General features: G+C 65.7%; 16 protein-coding genes. 3 read left to right on the top strand and 13 right to left on the bottom strand.

The genetic code is table 11. The features are described 5' to 3' along the window. Together ACCD07_RS26055 and ACCD07_RS26050 are read right to left on the bottom strand one after the other, a co-directional pair. On the bottom strand, positions 1 to 1442 hold a 1442-nt coding region (locus tag ACCD07_RS26055), incomplete at its 3' end, for a hypothetical protein (protein WP_413449008.1). 239 nt (positions 1443 to 1681) lie between these two features. Further along, entirely contained in the window at positions 1682 to 3031 is a 1350-nt protein-coding gene (locus ACCD07_RS26050; RefSeq protein WP_413449007.1) for a sigma 54-interacting transcriptional regulator, read from the bottom strand. Positions 3032 to 3248: 217 nt separating this feature from the next. On the opposite strand from ACCD07_RS26050, the gene ACCD07_RS26045 reads away from it, so the two are divergent. Next, the gene (locus ACCD07_RS26045) at positions 3249 to 3881 is read left to right on the top strand and encodes a 1-acyl-sn-glycerol-3-phosphate acyltransferase (RefSeq protein WP_176650141.1); all 633 of its coding nucleotides are present in this window, start codon (positions 3249 to 3251) and stop codon (positions 3879 to 3881) included. On the opposite strand, the gene ACCD07_RS26040 is transcribed toward ACCD07_RS26045, so the two are convergent. The 9 genes from ACCD07_RS26040 to ACCD07_RS26000 are packed head-to-tail and all read right to left on the bottom strand — an operon-like array spanning position 3882 to position 10040. Then, the gene (locus ACCD07_RS26040; protein WP_413449006.1) at positions 3882 to 4439 is read right to left on the bottom strand and encodes a HupE/UreJ family protein; all 558 of its coding nucleotides are present in this window, start codon (positions 4437 to 4439) and stop codon (positions 3882 to 3884) included. After that, positions 4436 to 5077, bottom strand: coding sequence for an urease accessory protein UreG (gene ureG / locus ACCD07_RS26035; RefSeq protein ID WP_353404981.1), 642 nt, complete (start codon positions 5075 to 5077; stop codon positions 4436 to 4438). Before ureG ends, ACCD07_RS26040 begins: the two co-directional genes overlap by 4 nt. Before the next feature lie 13 nt (positions 5078 to 5090). Next, positions 5091 to 5771 carry an urease accessory protein UreF gene (locus ACCD07_RS26030; RefSeq protein WP_176650138.1) on the bottom strand — a complete coding sequence of 227 codons (681 nt, stop codon included), beginning with the start codon at positions 5769 to 5771 and terminating at the stop codon, positions 5091 to 5093. Beyond that, entirely contained in the window at positions 5771 to 6274 is a 504-nt protein-coding gene (gene ureE / locus ACCD07_RS26025) for an urease accessory protein UreE (protein WP_176650137.1), read from the bottom strand. Before ureE ends, ACCD07_RS26030 begins: the two co-directional genes overlap by 1 nt. A gap of 6 nt (positions 6275 to 6280) precedes the next feature. Next, positions 6281 to 7981 (bottom strand): urease subunit alpha, encoded by a 1701-nt coding sequence (gene ureC, locus ACCD07_RS26020; protein WP_176650136.1) that lies wholly within the window; start codon positions 7979 to 7981, stop codon positions 6281 to 6283. A 14-nt stretch (positions 7982 to 7995) separates the two neighbouring features. Then, positions 7996 to 8322 (bottom strand): urease subunit beta, encoded by a 327-nt coding sequence (locus tag ACCD07_RS26015; RefSeq protein WP_176650135.1) that lies wholly within the window; start codon positions 8320 to 8322, stop codon positions 7996 to 7998. Then, entirely contained in the window at positions 8319 to 8849 is a 531-nt protein-coding gene (locus tag ACCD07_RS26010; RefSeq protein ID WP_176650134.1) for a GNAT family N-acetyltransferase, read from the bottom strand. The genes ACCD07_RS26015 and ACCD07_RS26010 overlap by 4 nt, the downstream gene beginning before the upstream one ends. A 14-nt stretch (positions 8850 to 8863) precedes the next feature. Then, positions 8864 to 9166 (bottom strand): urease subunit gamma, encoded by a 303-nt coding sequence (locus ACCD07_RS26005; protein ID WP_176650133.1) that lies wholly within the window; start codon positions 9164 to 9166, stop codon positions 8864 to 8866. A 16-nt stretch (positions 9167 to 9182) separates the two neighbouring features. After that, positions 9183 to 10040, bottom strand: a complete 858-nt coding sequence (locus ACCD07_RS26000; RefSeq protein ID WP_176650132.1) for an urease accessory protein UreD — start codon at positions 10038 to 10040, stop codon at positions 9183 to 9185. Positions 10041 to 10233: 193 nt separating this feature from the next. On the opposite strand from ACCD07_RS26000, the gene ACCD07_RS25995 reads away from it, so the two are divergent. Both ACCD07_RS25995 and ACCD07_RS25990 read left to right on the top strand, forming a co-directional pair. After that, positions 10234 to 10953, top strand: a complete 720-nt coding sequence (locus ACCD07_RS25995) for a PEP-CTERM sorting domain-containing protein (protein WP_413449005.1) — start codon at positions 10234 to 10236, stop codon at positions 10951 to 10953. Between the two features lie 117 nt (positions 10954 to 11070). Beyond that, complete coding sequence (locus ACCD07_RS25990) at positions 11071 to 11967, top strand: NAD-dependent epimerase/dehydratase family protein (protein WP_413449004.1); 897 nt, start codon at positions 11071 to 11073, stop codon at positions 11965 to 11967. Positions 11968 to 11970: 3 nt separating this feature from the next. Here the strand turns inward: ACCD07_RS25990 and ACCD07_RS25985 are convergent, their stop codons facing one another. Continuing rightward, positions 11971 to 13347, bottom strand: a complete 1377-nt coding sequence (locus ACCD07_RS25985) for a DUF945 family protein (protein ID WP_413449003.1) — start codon at positions 13345 to 13347, stop codon at positions 11971 to 11973. A gap of 102 nt (positions 13348 to 13449) precedes the next feature. Beyond that, a complete protein-coding gene (locus ACCD07_RS25980; RefSeq protein WP_413449002.1) occupies positions 13450 to 15231 on the bottom strand; it encodes a DUF885 domain-containing protein in 1782 nt (593 codons plus the stop codon). Positions 15232 to 15236: the final 5 nt, after the last annotated feature.

Here is a 15236-nt window from a genome sequence, read left to right as displayed (position 1 = left end):
GAGCCGCCGGCCGCGCCGTTACCTGCCGTATTGCTGCCGCCGGTGCCCGACGCGCCTGCACCGCCCGCGCCGCCTGCCGCGCCATTGCCTGCGGTATTGCTGGCGGCACCACTGCTGGCGCCGTTACCGCCGGCCGCACCGGCACCGCCCGCCGCACCGGTGCTGGTGGCAGCACCACCCGCGCCGCCGGCACCGCCTGCGCCGGTGGTGGCTGTTGCGCCCGCGCCGCCCGTTTGCGTGACGCCGGCACCCGCACCGCCTGCGCCGCTGGTGGCGGAGCCGCCGGCCGCGCCGTTACCTGCCGTATTGCTGCCGCCGGTGCCCGACGCGCCTGCACCGCCCGCGCCGCCTGCAGCACCCGCGCCGCCCGCGCCGCCGGTGGAGGTCCCCGTGCCGGCTGTGCCATTGCCCGAGGTGCCGGCGCCGCCGGTACCGGAACCAGAAGCAGCCGTCGCCGTATGACTAGGCAGGGTGGCCGGTGTCTCGCCGGTAGTGCTCGGGACGGTGCTGCTGGTCGATGCCGTCGCCGCACCGCTGCCGGCACCGCCACCGGACGCGCTGGTGCTGGCCGTGCTCGATCCGCTGCCGGCGCCGCCGCCGGCCGCACCTGCGCCGCCCAAGCCGCCCGCACCTCCACCGCCGCCGGCCGCGCCGCCGCCGTTACCGGTATTGCCGCCATTGCCGCCATTGCTGCCGGTGGCCGCGCCGGTCAGGCCGCCGGCACCGCCGGTCGAACCGCCGTTGCCGCCGCCCGCGCCGCCGGTCGCGGCGCCGGTCGCACCGCCGAAGCCGCCGTTACCGGCGGTGGCTGCCTGGCCACCGCCGCCGGCGCCGCCAAAGCCGCCCGCGCCGCCGCCGCCGCCCGCACCCGTGGTGGCGCCGGTGGCTGCGCCACCCGCACCGCCAAAGCCGCCCGTAGCGCCGCCGACTGTGGCCGTGCCGCTAGTGGCGCTACCGCTGGAGGCGCCGCCGCCGAAACCGCCTGCGGCACCGCTGCCGCCGACGGCATCGCCGCCGTAGCCACCGGTCGAGGTGGCGCTGCCGCCCGTCGCTGCGCCGCCGATGCCGCCATAGCCGGCGCCGCCCGTGCTGCCGGCACTGTTGGTGGCGTTGTTGCCGATGTCATGCACGGTATTGCCGGTCACCGTGCCTGTCAACGTGCTGTTGGCGTTGGCGGACGAGGTGTTGTAGGCGTTGGTCAGGGTCGCGGTGGCCGTGCCGCCGTTATTGGCCGCGGCTGCGCCGATATCGCTGGCAGCGGCGCCGCCGGTGCTGTTGTTATTGTTGTTCTTGTTGCTGCTGTCCTGGACCGCGGACGATGCATCGTTGGCGTGTGCTCCGGCGCCGGATTGGTTCGTTGTCGGTGGCGTCGTGGTTTGCGCATAGGCTGCGTTCATACCAAACGCCAGCGCAATGGCCGCGCTGATCAAAGTTTTTTTCATAGCTGCTCCCTACCTAACAAGTTGTACGGGTTGATCAAGAATAGTTATGCCAGGGGACCGATCTCCCGGCCTACCCCCTTTTGCAAGCTTGATGCCACCCGCGCGTGGTCGCGGCAAGCCATTGAAAACTAAAGATAATTCGCAACAGGGGCACGTTGTCGGCAGGCGCGCCCTGGATTTGCAGGCGCTGTTCGTCACGCGGGTGTGACAGCATCCGGAGCGCTGTCACAGCGGCCGCGCTATTTCGCCGGGGGGCCGTTGGTGTAACAGGCACGCGACGGCGCCGGAATGCCGTGCTTGGCCAGCAGCCGGTACAGCGTCATGCGCGAGACGCCGAGGTCGCGCGCGGCCAGCGTGATGTTGCGTCCGGCCCGCTGCAGGCTGGCGTCGATGGCGTCGCGCTCGGCGCGGATGCGGGCATCGTCCAGCTGCGCCGCCGAGACCGCCGCGCGCTCCGCGCTGAGGCCAAGATCCTGCGGCAGGATCAGGCGGCCCTCCGCCATCACCATCGCGCGCCGCACGCGGTTGATCAGCTCGCGCACATTGCCGGGCCAGTCGTAGTCGCGGATCGCCTGGGCGGCGCGGACGCTGAAGCCTTTGACGCGCGGCGCCCGCTCGCTGGAGAAGGTATGGAAGAAGTGTTCGGCCAGCGGCAGCAGGTCGTCCTTGCGCTCGCGCAGCGGCGGCACGTCGAGCGCCAGCACGTTGAGACGATAGTAGAGATCCTCGCGGAAGGCGCCGCGCGCCACCGCCTGCGACAGGTTGACGTGCGAGGCGGCGATGACCCGCACGTCGACCGCGATGCTGTGGGTCGAGCCCAGCCGGTAGATGGTCTTCTCCTGCAGGAAGCGCAGCAGGTTGGCCTGCAGCTCCATCGGCAGGTCGGCGATCTCGTCGAGGAAGATGGAGCCGCCTTCGGCCGTCTCGATCAGGCCGCGCTTCTCGCGCGCCGCGCCGGTAAAGGCGCCCCGCTCGTAGCCGAACAATTCGGACTGGATCAGCGAGGCCGGAATCGCGCCGCAATTGATGGGCACGAACGGGCCCGTGCGGCGCCGCGAATGCGCGTGCACCGCCTGCGCCACCAGCTCCTTGCCGCTGCCGCTCTCGCCCCAGATCAGCACCGGCGCACTGGCCGCCGCCACCTTGACGATCTGCCGCCGCAGGCGGGTGATGGCGGCGCTTTGCCCGGTCATGCTGTTTTCGTGATTGCCGCTGCCATTGATGATGCCGATGCCGCTGCCGCGCGACGGCGGCTGGCGCAACTCAGCCAGCCCATGCGCATGTCCAAGCGTGTGGCGCAGCCGCACCACGTCCAGCGGCCAGGTGTGGAAATCGGCGCAATGGTCGTGCACCAGCTGGCGCCAGCCAGACGATTCCAGGGCCGGCGCGTGCAGTACCGCCACCCAGTGCATATTCCAGTGGTCGTGCAGGAATCCGCTCACCGTGTCGCACACAGCCTGGTCGTGCGCTTCGACCAGCAACAGACCTACCGGCAGCGGCCGCGCCTTCAGCTGCCGCCGCGCCTCGGCCAACGTGGTCGCCCTCACTACTTCCCATCCTTCTGTTGCAGCGCCCAGAGCTTCTGGCATGGCGCGGATTCCGATTGCTACGCAGAGTATGGTTTTTTTCGTCATGTCCCTTGGACCGCGAAAAGATAAATAAAGTTCAATCTTGCAAATATAATCAACCAGAAGTCGCTTGCCGCGACTACGTCGTCAATATAGAATGCCTGCGCGGTTTTTTTGACGAGGGATATGCCAGCCTGTCAATAGTGAAAATAAGTTAAAACAAAGACGGGGTGCGAACATGAGCGATTTTCAACTGAAACCGGCGGATCTGCCGCATTGGGGCCAGCGCGCCGCCTTGCGCGTGCTGGGCCTGTTCGGCTGGCGCATGTTGTACCGTCCCCTGCCCGGCCCGCGCGGCATCGCCGTGATTTATCCGCATACCTCCAACTGGGATTTCATGGTCGGCCTGTTCGGCAAGTGGAGCCTGAACCTGCCGTTCCGCTGGCTGGCCAAGGACTCGCTGTTCAAGACGCCGCTGGGCGGCTGGTTCCGCTCGCTGGGCGGCGAGCCGGTCGATCGCAGCGCGCCGAACGGCATGATCCGTTCGCAGGCCGAGCGCATGAACGCGGCCGACTGGTACTGGCTGGCGATCACGCCGGAAGCCACGCGCGGCTACCGCCCCGGCTGGAAGAGCGGCTTCTACCACCTGGCGCTGGAAGCCAAGGTACCGCTGGCACTGGTCTATCTCGATTACCCGAACAAGACGCTGGGCCTGATCGACCATCTGCACCTGACAGGCGACCAGGAGGCCGACATGGCCGCGATCCGCGCCATCTATGCCGGCCACCACGGCCTGTATCCGAAAAACGAAGCGCCCATCATGCTGCAGGAACGCCGCGCGGAAACGCGCGACGAGCCGGCAAAAAAATAGTCAGGCGGCCGCCACCAGCATCATGCCGGTGGCCGCGATCATCGCTCCGCCGACCTTCAGCGCCAGCGCCGGGCTGACCCGGCCCAGCAATCTCCCGCCGTAGACCAAGGCCGCGCTGGCCAGCAGCATGCCGACGGCGCTGGCCGCCTGCGGCAGTTCGTGGCCGTGCGCGTTGCCATGCAAGAGCGCGAACGCGCCGACCATCGCCGCCCCAACCGCAGCCGGCAGCCGCGCGGCGACCGCGATCAACAATCCCATCAACACCACCGTCAGCGCGACGCCGGTTTCCAGGCCCGGTATCGCCAGGCCCGCCGCGCCGGTCGCGACGCCGAGCAGCATCATGCCGAGGAAGGTGGGCGGCAGCCAGGAGGCGTTGGACTGGCGGATGCTCCACCCGCCCACCGCCAGCATCGCCAGCAGGTGATCGAGACCGGTGAACGGATGCGCGAAGCCGTCAAGGAAGCCGTGCGTGTGGGCGCCGCCCGCTTGCGGGTGGGCCGCCGCGGCGGCGCTGGCCAGCATCAGAACGGCGGTCGCCGCGAGGTGTTTGTTCTTCATAGCATCTCCTGTGCAAAGTGTGGAACCTGACCGAGCAGGCCTTGTTCGCGGATGAAGTCGATGACGGCGGTCACGCCGTCGCCGCTGCGCAGATTGGTGAACACGAACGGACGCGAACCGCGCTGCTGTCTGGCGTCGCGCGCCATCACGTCGAGATCGGCGCCGACGTGCGGCGCCAGGTCGGTCTTGTTGATGATCAGCAGATCGGAACGGGTGATGCCGGGACCGCCCTTGCGCGGTATCTTCTCGCCGCCGGCGACGTCGATCACGTAGATCGTCAGGTCGGACAGCTCCGGGCTGAAGGTGGCGGCCAGGTTGTCGCCGCCGGATTCGACCAGGATCAGGTCCAGGTTGGGGAAGTCGGCCTGCATGCGGGCGATGGCTTCCAGGTTGATCGACGCGTCTTCGCGGATCGCCGTGTGCGGACAGCCGCCGGTCTCCACGCCCATCAGGCGCTCGGCCGGCAGCGCGTCGGCGCGCAGCAGGATCTCCATGTCCTCCTTGGTGTAGATGTCGTTGGTGATGACGGCCATGTCGAAATGGTCGCGCATGCCCTTGCACAGCATCTCGCACAAGGCGGTCTTGCCGGAGCCGACCGGGCCGCCGATGCCGACGCGCAGTGGATTGGAGGTTGTCATAGTTGTTCTCTCTTCAGGATCGGTATAAACGGCTGTACTGCACTTCGTGCTGCATCGACAGCAGCGACAGGCCGGGCGCCCAGTTGCACATGTCGTCGTCGGCGACGGTTTGCGCGTGGCGGGCGGCGGCTTCGATGTCTGCCCGCAGCGACAGCAAAATGCGCTGGCCCGCCACCTGTCCCAGCGGGACGGATTTGACGCAGACCAGCACCTGGTTCTCGGCCCACGCGAACAGCATCGCCAGCAAGGCGGCGTCGTGCGGGATGTCCAGCGCGGCGACGGCGCAGGCAAAGGCGGTCGGCAGGGCCACTTCCGCTTCGCCCTGCAGATGCGCCAGCATCTCGGCGTCGACGAAGCCCAGTTCGGCCACCAGTTTGGTCAGCGAGTAGCCCATCTGGATGGTCTCGGCGCGGAATTCGGCGCTGTCGCGCGAGGCGATGAAACGTTCGCTCCACTCGGCCGCGCCGCGCCAGTCGCGCCGCGAGTAAGCCTGCATCAAACGCCAGCACACCGGCGCTTCCCACTGCGCCACCACCTCGTGCAGATGGCGCAGGATCCAGGCGCGCGCGGTGTCGGCGTTGTGCACGGTGCCGTTTTCCAAGGCCGCCTCCAGCCCCTGCGAATAGCTGTACGCGCCGATCGGCAAGGCCGGACTGGCGAACTGCAACAGGTTCAGGAGCGCGGAAGCCTGCATTACTTTGCGTCCCCCGGGCGGTGGATCTTCTGGCGCAGCGGGATCGGCGCCAGCGGATTGCCGTCGTGATGATGCGAGTGTCCGCCGCCGTACGCGCCGGACTCCGGCTCGAAGGCGGCCTTCTCCTCCACCACCGTCGCGCCCAGCCCGGCCAGCATTTCCTTCAGCACCGCGTCAGCGCGGATGCGCAGGAAGCCGTCGCCGACCTGCGCCTGCGTGTGGCGGTTACCGAGATGGAAGGCGCAACGCAGCAAGGTGTGCGCGTCGGCGCAGGTGATCTTGTAGGTCGGCTCCGGCGCCGCCACAACCTTGACCACGCGCTTGTCCTCGCCGGTCAGCAGGTCGCCGTCGCGCAGCACGGTGCCACGCACGGTGAACACGGCGACATCCTCGCCGGTATCGAGCGTCGCCCGCAGGCGGCATTTTTCGCGCAGTTCGTAGGGCAGCACCAGTTGGGCCGCAATCACGTCCGCGCTCGGGATTTTAGTGTGCAGTGTCAGCATGATTTTCTAGAACAGGAAGTAGCGTTGCGCCATCGGCAGCACCGCCGCCGCCTCGCACACCAGCAGCTCGCCGTCGGCGCGCACTTCATAGGTTTCGGGATCGACACTCATCTTCGGCGTCAGGCCGTTGTGGATCATGTCGGACTTGCGCAACGCGCGCATATTCTTCGCCACGATCAGCGTCTTGTTCAGCTTGAGCTGTTCGCCGATGCCGGCATCGAACGCCGCCTGCGACACAAAGGTGAACGACTTCTTCAAGCCGCCGCCGAAGGCGCCGAACATCATCCGGTAATGCACCGGCTGCGGCGTCGGGATCGAGGCGTTCGGGTCGCCCATCTGCGCGGCGGCGATCATACCGCCCTTTAAAATCGTCGACGGCTTGACGCCGAAGAAGGCCGGCTTCCACAGCACCAGGTCGGCGATCTTGCCCACTTCGAGCGAACCCACCACGTGCGAGATGCCGTGCGTGATGGCCGGATTGATCGTGTACTTGGCGATGTAGCGCTTGACGCGGAAGTTATCGTTGCGCGAGGAATCCTCGGCCAGCGGACCGCGCTGCACCTTCATCTTGTGCGCCGTCTGCCAGGTGCGCATCACCACTTCGCCGACGCGGCCCATGGCCTGCGAATCGGACGACATCATCGAGATCGCGCCGATGTCGTGCAGGATGTCCTCGGCCGCGATGGTCTCGCGGCGGATGCGCGATTCGGCGAAGGCCACGTCCTCGGCGATGGCCGCATCGAGGTGGTGGCAGACCATCAGCATGTCCAGGTGCTCGTCCAGCGTGTTGACGGTGAACGGCCGCGTGGGATTGGTCGACGACGGCAGCACGTTGCCCTCGCCCACAGCCGCGATGATGTCCGGCGCATGGCCGCCGCCCGCGCCCTCGGTGTGGAAGGTGTGGATGGTGCGGTCCTTGAACGCGGCCAGCGTGTCGGCCAGGTAGCCGCCCTCATTGAGCGTGTCGCTGTGGATGGCGACCTGCACGTCCATCCGGTCCGCCACGGACAGGCAGTTGTCGATGGCGGCCGGCGTGCTGCCCCAGTCCTCGTGCAGCTTGAGGCCGATGGCGCCGGCGCGCACCTGCTCCTCCAGCGGCTCCGGCAGCGAGACGTTGCCCTTGCCGAGGAAGCCCAGGTTCATCGGGAACGCGTCGGCCGCGCCCAGCATCGAGTGCAGGTGCCACGGGCCCGGCGTGCAGGTGGTGGCCGAGGTGCCGGCCGAAGGACCGGTGCCGCCGCCTATCATGGTGGTCACGCCGCTCATCAGCGCTTCCTCGATCTGCTGCGGGCAGATGAAGTGGATGTGCGTGTCGACGCCGCCGGCGGTGACGATCATGCCTTCGCCGGCGATGATCTCGGTGGCGCCGCCAATGGCCATCGTCACATCCGGCTGGATGTCCGGATTGCCGGCCTTGCCGATGCCGGCGATCAGGCCGTTCTTCAGGCCGATGTCGGCCTTGACGATGCCCCAGTGGTCGACGATCACCGCGTTGGTGATCACCGTGTCCATCACGTCGGCGGCCACGCGCTGCGACTGGCCCATGCCGTCGCGGATCACTTTGCCGCCGCCAAATTTCACTTCCTCGCCATAGGTGGCGTAGTCTTTTTCGATTTCGATAAACAGTTCGGTGTCAGCCAGGCGGATGCGGTCCCCTTTCGTGGGACCGAACATTTCCGAGTAGGCGCGGCGCGAGATTGTAGCCATATCAGCCTTTGTTATTAGCTTTTTGGTGGATTGGGGTCCAGCTTGCCCATTACTTTGCCGTTGAAACCATACACCTTCTGCTCGCCGCCCAGCTTCACCAGTTCGACGGTGCGCTGCTGGCCCGGCTCGAAGCGGACGGCGGTGCCGGCCGCGATATTCAAGCGCATGCCGTAGGCTTTCCAGCGCTCGAACTTGAGCTCAGTGTTGACTTCGAAAAAATGAAAATGCGAGCCGACCTGCACCGGCCGGTCGCCCTGGTTGGTCACCACGACGGTCGCAGTGGCGCGGCCCTCATTCAGGCCGATCTCGCCCTCTTCGAGCAGATATTCACCGGGTATCATAGTGAGCTCCTTAAAAACAATGTCTTGTAGTAGATTGCATTTGAACGCCATTCGCCGGATGGGCTGCAGGCGTACTCGGGGAGGCCGGCGGCGTAGGTAAAGCCGCAAGCCAGGTAAAACGGTTCCGCCGGCGAGCCGGCTTCGGTGTCCAGGTACAGCAGGCCGCGCTGCAGCGAGCGCGCCACCTCTTCCACTTCCTGCATCAGCCGGCGCGCTATGCCCTGGCGCTGCGCGCCGCTGTGCACCAGCAGCTTCTGCACCTCGGCGCGATTGACGCCGTTGCGCTTCTGGCACAACTCCATCTGCACCGTGCCGACGACGCGGCCTTCGCGTTCCGCAAACCACAGCAGGCGCGCGTCGGTCTGCATCGCGGCGCGCACCTCGCACCAGTAGGAACTGGCTTCTGTCGGCGTCAGCGATGCCAGGAAACCGAGCGACGAGCCATGCGCCACCGCGTCCAGCAGCAGCGCCACCAGATCGGCGCGGGCCGCGTCAAACTGCTCCAGGTTCGGTTGGAATATCTTCATACGCGCTATGGAATCTATGGAATCGGGTTGTGCACGGTCACCAGCTTGCTGCCGTCCGGGAAAGTGGCTTCGACCTGGATGTCCGGGATCATCTCCGGGATGCCTTCCATGACGTCGTTGCGGGTCAGGATGCGGGTGCCGTCGGACATCAGCTGGGCCACGGTCTTGCCGTCGCGCGCGCCTTCCATGATGGCGCAGGTGATCAGCGCCACCGCTTCCGGGTAGTTCAGCTTCAAGCCGCGCGCGAGACGGCGCTCCGCCACGATGCCGGCGGTGAAAATCAGCAGCTTGTCTTTTTCTCTTGGTGTCAGGTCCATATGTTCTCTAAGGGTTTCAGGTTTGCCAGATGCGTGGCGTGACGGCCTCGCGATCGAGCAGGTGCGGGCGCAAACGGCGCCAGACAGTGAGCATCAGGCGGCGCGCGGTTTCGCTGTCGTCGCCCAGGTGGCGCGCGACCAGCACGCCCTTGGTTTGCGTGACGCCGAAAACGTGTTCGCCGTCGGCTTGAATGTCGGCGCGGATCTCGGCCAGCACGGCGGCCGGCACCGGCTTGCCGGCGGCGATCAGCGTGGCGCAGACGGTCTTGCCGTTCAGCGCCAGCGGGCTCTCCAGACGTCCGCCGCGCATCGCGCCCTGCTCCCACCAGATCAATTTGCCGTCGCGGCGGATGCTGCTGCGCTGGGTGACGGTGCCGGTGCTGAAGGTTTCGCCCGAACCGCGCCGGCCCATGCAAAGGATCTCGCAGCCGATGTAGGTGGCGCCTGCGGCCAGCGCGATGTCCTGCTCCAGCGCCACGTTAGCGGTATCAAAAAAGATCGTCTCTTGCGGCAGCCATTCGAGTGCGGCGCCGGCGCCAACGTTGAGACTCACCGTCTGCCGCGACACCTTGCCGTTGGCCTTGTACCACTTGGCGGCGCCGGGTGTGGTGATGAAGGCATGCGCCTGCGGACCGACGCCGATATCGATCGTCAGCTGGTCGCCGCCGACCACGCCGCCCGGCGGATGGACGACGATCGCGTGGCAGACCTTGGCGTCCTCCGGATACAGCGCCTTCTGCACGCGCAGCGGGCCGTGGTGAAGATTGTCGAACAGCCGCGTGGTGCCTGCGTCGTCCGCGAATCCGAGGGTGAGGCTGGCCTGCCAGGCGCTGTGGCCGGCGGCGAGTTCTCTGGATGCGGTGGTATCGGGCATGACTCACTTAATGCAATCGTCATGCCAGCTGAATTCCGGCGCGGCAGCGCCGTAAGGACTTTTTTTCGCACCAAAGCGAACGTTTTGCACCATTGCAGTGCAATTCATCGTTTGCATGCATTTACTTTTAACTTATTTGCATTATAAAATAGACATGTATAAATATTCATATAATACTCACTCAAGGATACGCATGAAATTCTCTTATTTCGCAGCGGCGTTGGCTGCATCCCTGACCCTGACGCTGGCTCCTGCCGCGCAGGCCGGCGATTTCGGTGCAAACCTGATCGTCAACGGCGATGCGGAAGCAGGTACCGGCTCCAGCAATGGCGGCCTGGTGACAGTTCCGGGCTGGTCGACCGAATCGAACTTCACCGTGGTGAAATACGGCGCCAGCGGCGGTTTCCCATCGGCCGTCGATCCGGGGCCGGCCAATCGCGGCCTGAACTTCTTTGCCGGCGGCGAAAACAACAGCTCATCCCGCGCAACACAGACCATCGACCTGTCGGCCCTGAGCGCGGAGATCAACACCGGTGCATCGCGCTACGATCTGTCGGGTTGGGTGGGCGGCTATGAATCACAGAACGACCATGCCACGCTGACCGCCTACTTCTATTCGGGCACCACATACGTGGGCTTCGGCAGCCCAAGCGGTGGTTCCACCAGCGACCGCGGCTACCACACAGGCCTGCTGCTGCTGGATGCTCAGGACTTCATCCCGGTCAACACAACAAGCGTCGTCATCGCGCTGGACATGACGCGGGTCTCCGGCTCCTACAACGATGGCTATGCCGACAATTTGTCGTTCAGGGTGGCCCCGGCGGCGGTGCCGGAAGCGGATGCCTACGCCATGCTGCTGGGCGGCCTGGCGTTGTTGGGTGTGGTCGCCAAGCGCAAGCAGCGCAAGGCCTGACCGAGATTCCCTGCATCCTTGCCGGGGACTCAAAAGTACTTTGCGCCGCGCCATCTTGGTGTGCGCGGCGCCCCACCCCATACTGTTCGCTTATCGATTTGAATAAGTGAGCATGTCATGAAAATATTCGTCACCGGAGCCGCGGGATTTATCGGCGGCTCGATCGCGGCACGGCTGGCCGGCGCCGGCCATCAGGTCACTGGCCTGGTGCGCAAGCCGGAACAATTGGATGAACTGGCAAAGATAGGCGTGACCGGCGTGGTCGGCACGCTGAACGACCGCGACCTGCTGATCGCCCAGGCGCAGGCGGCCGACGCCGTCATCAACGCCGCCAGCAGCGACAACCGCGCCGCCGTCGAGGCGATTATCGAGGCGCTGGCAGGTTCCGGCAAAGTCTTCCTGCACACCAGCGGTTCCAGCATCGTCGGCGACGCCTCCGGCGGCGAAGGCACCGACAAGATCTATTTCGAAGACCGGTTGCCCGCTCCAACGCCGGACAAGGCAGCCCGCGTCGCCATCGACGACCTGGTGCTGGCCGCCGCCGGCAAGGGCGTGCGTTCGGCGGTGCTGTGCAACACGCTGATCTACGGCCACGGCGCGCTGCCGCGCGACAGCGTGCAGCTGCCTCGCCTGCTCAAGCAGGCGCGCAAGAGCGGCGTCGTGCGGCATGTCGGGCGGGGTTTGAATATCTGGTCCAACGTCCACATCGACGACGTGGTCGACCTGTACCTGCTGGCCTTGGAGAAAACCGAAGCGGGTGTTTTCTATTTCGTCGAGAGCGGCGAAGCGTCGTTCCGCGACATGACCGCCGCCATCGCCCGCGCGCTGAACCTGGGCGAGCCGCAGGACTGGCCGCTGGAACAGGCCAAGGAAGAATGGGGCTACGAGATGGCCTCCTACGGCCTCGGCTCCAACAGCCGCGTGCGCGGCCAACGCGCGCGCACGCAACTGGGTTGGCAGCCGCATCGGCCGCCAGTGCTGGACTGGATCGCCAAGGACATGCTGCGTAACTAGGATTTACTGGGCAGGCACTGGCGCTGGCTGCGGTGCCGGCGCACGGCCGAAGACCTGTACCAGTTCGCCGTTCGGCATGCCCGGCAGCGGAACGATCTTGCCGTTAAAGGTGATCTTGCCGTTTTTGACCTCGATGGCAGAACGCAGTTCGCCCTTGTCCATCACAGCAAAGCCTTCGTTGACCAGTTTGCCGATCACCACAGCGGCCATGTTCCTGGCAGCTGCATCGATCTGCTGGGCGGCATCCGGCGCCGAGGCGTTCACCTGCTTGGCGGCCACCAGGTGCGACACGTCGTTCACCAAGGCCACCGGCAAGCGCACGTCCAGCCGCGCAATGATCTTCTTGCCGAATTCCAGCGGCGCGCTGAAGTCGGCATCCACCATCTTGTCGAAATCGATGCGGCCCTTGATCGAAGCCGTGTTGCCACGATAGCCGGCGCTGATGTCGTCGATCACCACTGCGGCGCCGCTGATGACCAGGTCCTTGCCGAAGTGCGTCAGCGTGCGCATCATCACTTGACGTTGGGCGGCCGGCGCCAGGCCGCTGACCTGCTCATTGCGCAGTTCACTATCCAGGTCAGCCATCGCCTGCGCCGGCAGGTTCACCAGCCGTACGCCGATATTGGCGCGGTCGATCTTCTCGCCGCCGGCCGTGATGGCCTTGCTCGACCAGCCATACACCACTTCCGCCTTCTTGCCGCGCCGGAGCACTTCCGACCTGGCCTGCATATCGTCGATGCGGAACACGTCCTTGGCCTCATGCGTACCCGGCGCTGTGGCACGCACCGACATGGTGCCGATCGTCGCCACCGCCGTGCCGTACCACACACCGTCGGTTGCGCGCGACTGCTTGAAGTCAAAGCGCATGTTCTGCAGCGTCACGCCGCTTTGCATGCCCGCGATCGACAGCGACGGCCAGGTCGAGCTGGAGTTCATCATGCTGCCCGCCTTGTTGGTGGAGACCTTCGCACTCAGCTCTGCCCACGTAAAGACGGTACCGCCGTCCTCCAGATAAGTATGCGGCATCAGCTTCGCCGCGTAATTGACCTGGCCTTTGGCGCCGGCGGTGCGCTGCATCGGGAAAGGACGTTCGGAGCCGAAGATGGCCTTCAGCTTGGGACGCAGCTCGGGCGAAAATTCAAACCTGGTGTACAGGTCCAGCTTTTTCCCGGCATCCTGCTGGCCGCCAGTCGCCGCGTGCATCTCCTTCGCGGCGGCGGCCAGGGTCTCGATGGTGGCGGACTTGATCAGCGACGGCGGCACGGGCCTGGCTGCCGCTTGCGGGTGCGGCTGCGGCGACGGCGCCTGCTCGATGGCCCGAGCGTTGGACTGCGCCAGCAGGACGCTGGCGATGGCTGCTGCGATGGTGGTTTTTTTCAAAGTGCGACTCAGGAAGTTGATGACGACAGGTTCGCGATTGTACCTGCCCAACTTCGCCTGAAATGCGCACATTGTCACGACTACATTACGTTACGTGTAATGTTAGTCCTGGTTCGGATAGGGGCTCTTGCCGCCTTCCGCGATAAACAGGTCGATACGCGCCTCCAGCACCGGCAGCGGCACAGAGCCCAGTTGCAGCACGGTGTCGTGGAAGGCGCGGATATCGAACTTGCCGCCCAGCGCCGCCTCGGCCTTCTTGCGCGCGTTGATGATGCTCATCTCGCCCAGGTAGTACGACAGCGCCTGGCCCGGCCAGGAAATGTAGCGGTCCACCTCCGTCTCGATTTCATGCTCGGACAGCGCGGTGTTGTCGTGCAAATAGTCCTGCGCCTGCTTTCGGGTCCAGCCCTTGCTGTGGATGCCGGTATCGACCACCAGGCGCGAAGCCCGCCAGGCCTGGTAGCTCAGCATGCCGAAGGTTTCGTACGGCGTTTCGTACATGCCCATCTCGGCGCCGAGGCGCTCGCAGTAGAGCGCCCAGCCTTCTCCGTAGGCAGAAATATAGGCGTTGCGGAACGGCGGACGGCCCTTCTGCTCCATCGCCACCGGCATCTGGAACGCATGGCCCGGCGCCGATTCGTGCAACGTCAGCGCCGGCATCGAGTACAGCGCGCGTGCCGGCAGGTTGTAGGTGTTGACCAGGTAGACGCCGGGACCGCCTCGGCCGGAGGTGTAGAACGGCGCCTGGTCGTCCGGCACCGGGATCACGGCGAAGCGGCGGCGCGGCAGGTAGCCGAAGTACTGGCCGACCTTGCCGTCGAACTTCTTGGCGACCCAGGCGGAGCGCATCAGCAGCTCTTCCGGCGTCTTGGCGTAGAAGCGTGAATCGGTACGCAGGAACTGCAGGAAGGCCGGCAGCTCGCCCTCGAAGCCGGTTTGCTTGATCACGTCCTGCATCTCGGCGCGGATCTTGGCCATTTCGCTCAGGCCGATCTTGTGGATCTCGTCGGCGCTCATCGTGGTGGTGGTGAACTCGACGATCTTCGACTGATAGTAAGCCTTACCGTTCGGCAGGCTCTCGGCCGCCAGGTCCTCGCGCGCTTTCGGCACATACTCTTCGCGCATGAACTTCAGCAGCTTGTTATACGACGGCAGCACCGACGCCTGGATCGCCTTCACCGCCGCCGCGCGCAGCTCTTCCTGCTGCGCCGCCGGCATGGTGGCCGGCATGGTCTTGAACGGCATGTAGAACACGGTGTCCTGCGGCGTTTTCGCATCGGTCACCGACGTGATCGAGCTATCGCGGCCGACCAGCGTGATCTTCGGCGGCGTGAAGCCGCGCGCCAGGCCGGCGCGCATGTTGTCGATCTCCTCGCTGAAGTAGCGCGGCACATCGTCCAGCTGCTTGAGGAAGTCGCGATACTGCTTTTCAGTAGTCAGCGGCTTGCGCGCGCCGGACGCCATGTTGGACCAGAAGGCCGAATCGGCGTTCAGCGGCTTTTCGTATTCGCGGAATTCCTGGCCGGCGATCAGCGCGGCGATCTGCGCCTTGTAGACCTGATAGTTGATGCGCTCTGGCGCCGACAGCTTGTCCTGCGGGATGCCGTCCAGTTTCTTCATCACGCCCTGCCAGTAGGCCAGGCGCTGCTTTTGCGTCGCGACGTCGATGCGCGGCAACGAGGGCGATACGCCGTTGTCGTCGTCCTCGTCCTCTTCCTGCTTCTGGCTGATGCGCCACTTCCACTCCTGGGTGTAGATGGCCTTGAACCGGGCGTCGGCAGCGCCGGGTTTGACGGCGGCTGGCGCGGCTGATGCCGCATCCGCGGCGCCCAAGGCTAACAGCATGCATGCGCCGGCGATGGCGGCACTGAACTTCTTGTCCATAAAAC

Origin of the sequence: Duganella sp. Dugasp56, assembly GCF_047304105.1 — a bacterium.
Classification (GTDB): domain Bacteria; phylum Pseudomonadota; class Gammaproteobacteria; order Burkholderiales; family Burkholderiaceae_D; genus Rugamonas; species Rugamonas hordei.
This window is presented reverse-complemented; position numbering and strand designations above follow the sequence as displayed.

Bases quoted from the DNA above. Each gene is read 5' to 3' on its own strand.
- ACCD07_RS26005 (WP_176650133.1), bottom strand. From the start codon at position 9,166: ATGGACCTGACACCAAGAGAAAAAGACAAGCTGCTGATTTTCACCGCC.
- ACCD07_RS25980 (WP_413449002.1), bottom strand. From the start codon at position 15,231: ATGGACAAGAAGTTCAGTGCCGCCATCGCCGGCGCATGCATGCTGTTA.
- ACCD07_RS26050 (WP_413449007.1), bottom strand. From the start codon at position 3,031: ATGCCAGAAGCTCTGGGCGCTGCAACAGAAGGATGGGAAGTAGTGAGG.
- ureC (WP_176650136.1), bottom strand. From the start codon at position 7,981: ATGGCTACAATCTCGCGCCGCGCCTACTCGGAAATGTTCGGTCCCACG.
- ACCD07_RS26045 (WP_176650141.1), top strand. From the start codon at position 3,249: ATGAGCGATTTTCAACTGAAACCGGCGGATCTGCCGCATTGGGGCCAG.
- ureG (WP_353404981.1), bottom strand. From the start codon at position 5,077: ATGACAACCTCCAATCCACTGCGCGTCGGCATCGGCGGCCCGGTCGGC.
- ACCD07_RS25995 (WP_413449005.1), top strand. From the start codon at position 10,234: ATGAAATTCTCTTATTTCGCAGCGGCGTTGGCTGCATCCCTGACCCTG.
- ureE (WP_176650137.1), bottom strand. From the start codon at position 6,274: ATGCTGACACTGCACACTAAAATCCCGAGCGCGGACGTGATTGCGGCC.
- ACCD07_RS26010 (WP_176650134.1), bottom strand. From the start codon at position 8,849: ATGAAGATATTCCAACCGAACCTGGAGCAGTTTGACGCGGCCCGCGCC.
- ACCD07_RS26015 (WP_176650135.1), bottom strand. From the start codon at position 8,322: ATGATACCCGGTGAATATCTGCTCGAAGAGGGCGAGATCGGCCTGAAT.
- ACCD07_RS26000 (WP_176650132.1), bottom strand. From the start codon at position 10,040: ATGCCCGATACCACCGCATCCAGAGAACTCGCCGCCGGCCACAGCGCC.
- ACCD07_RS25990 (WP_413449004.1), top strand. From the start codon at position 11,071: ATGAAAATATTCGTCACCGGAGCCGCGGGATTTATCGGCGGCTCGATC.
- ACCD07_RS26030 (WP_176650138.1), bottom strand. From the start codon at position 5,771: ATGCAGGCTTCCGCGCTCCTGAACCTGTTGCAGTTCGCCAGTCCGGCC.
- ACCD07_RS26040 (WP_413449006.1), bottom strand. From the start codon at position 4,439: ATGAAGAACAAACACCTCGCGGCGACCGCCGTTCTGATGCTGGCCAGC.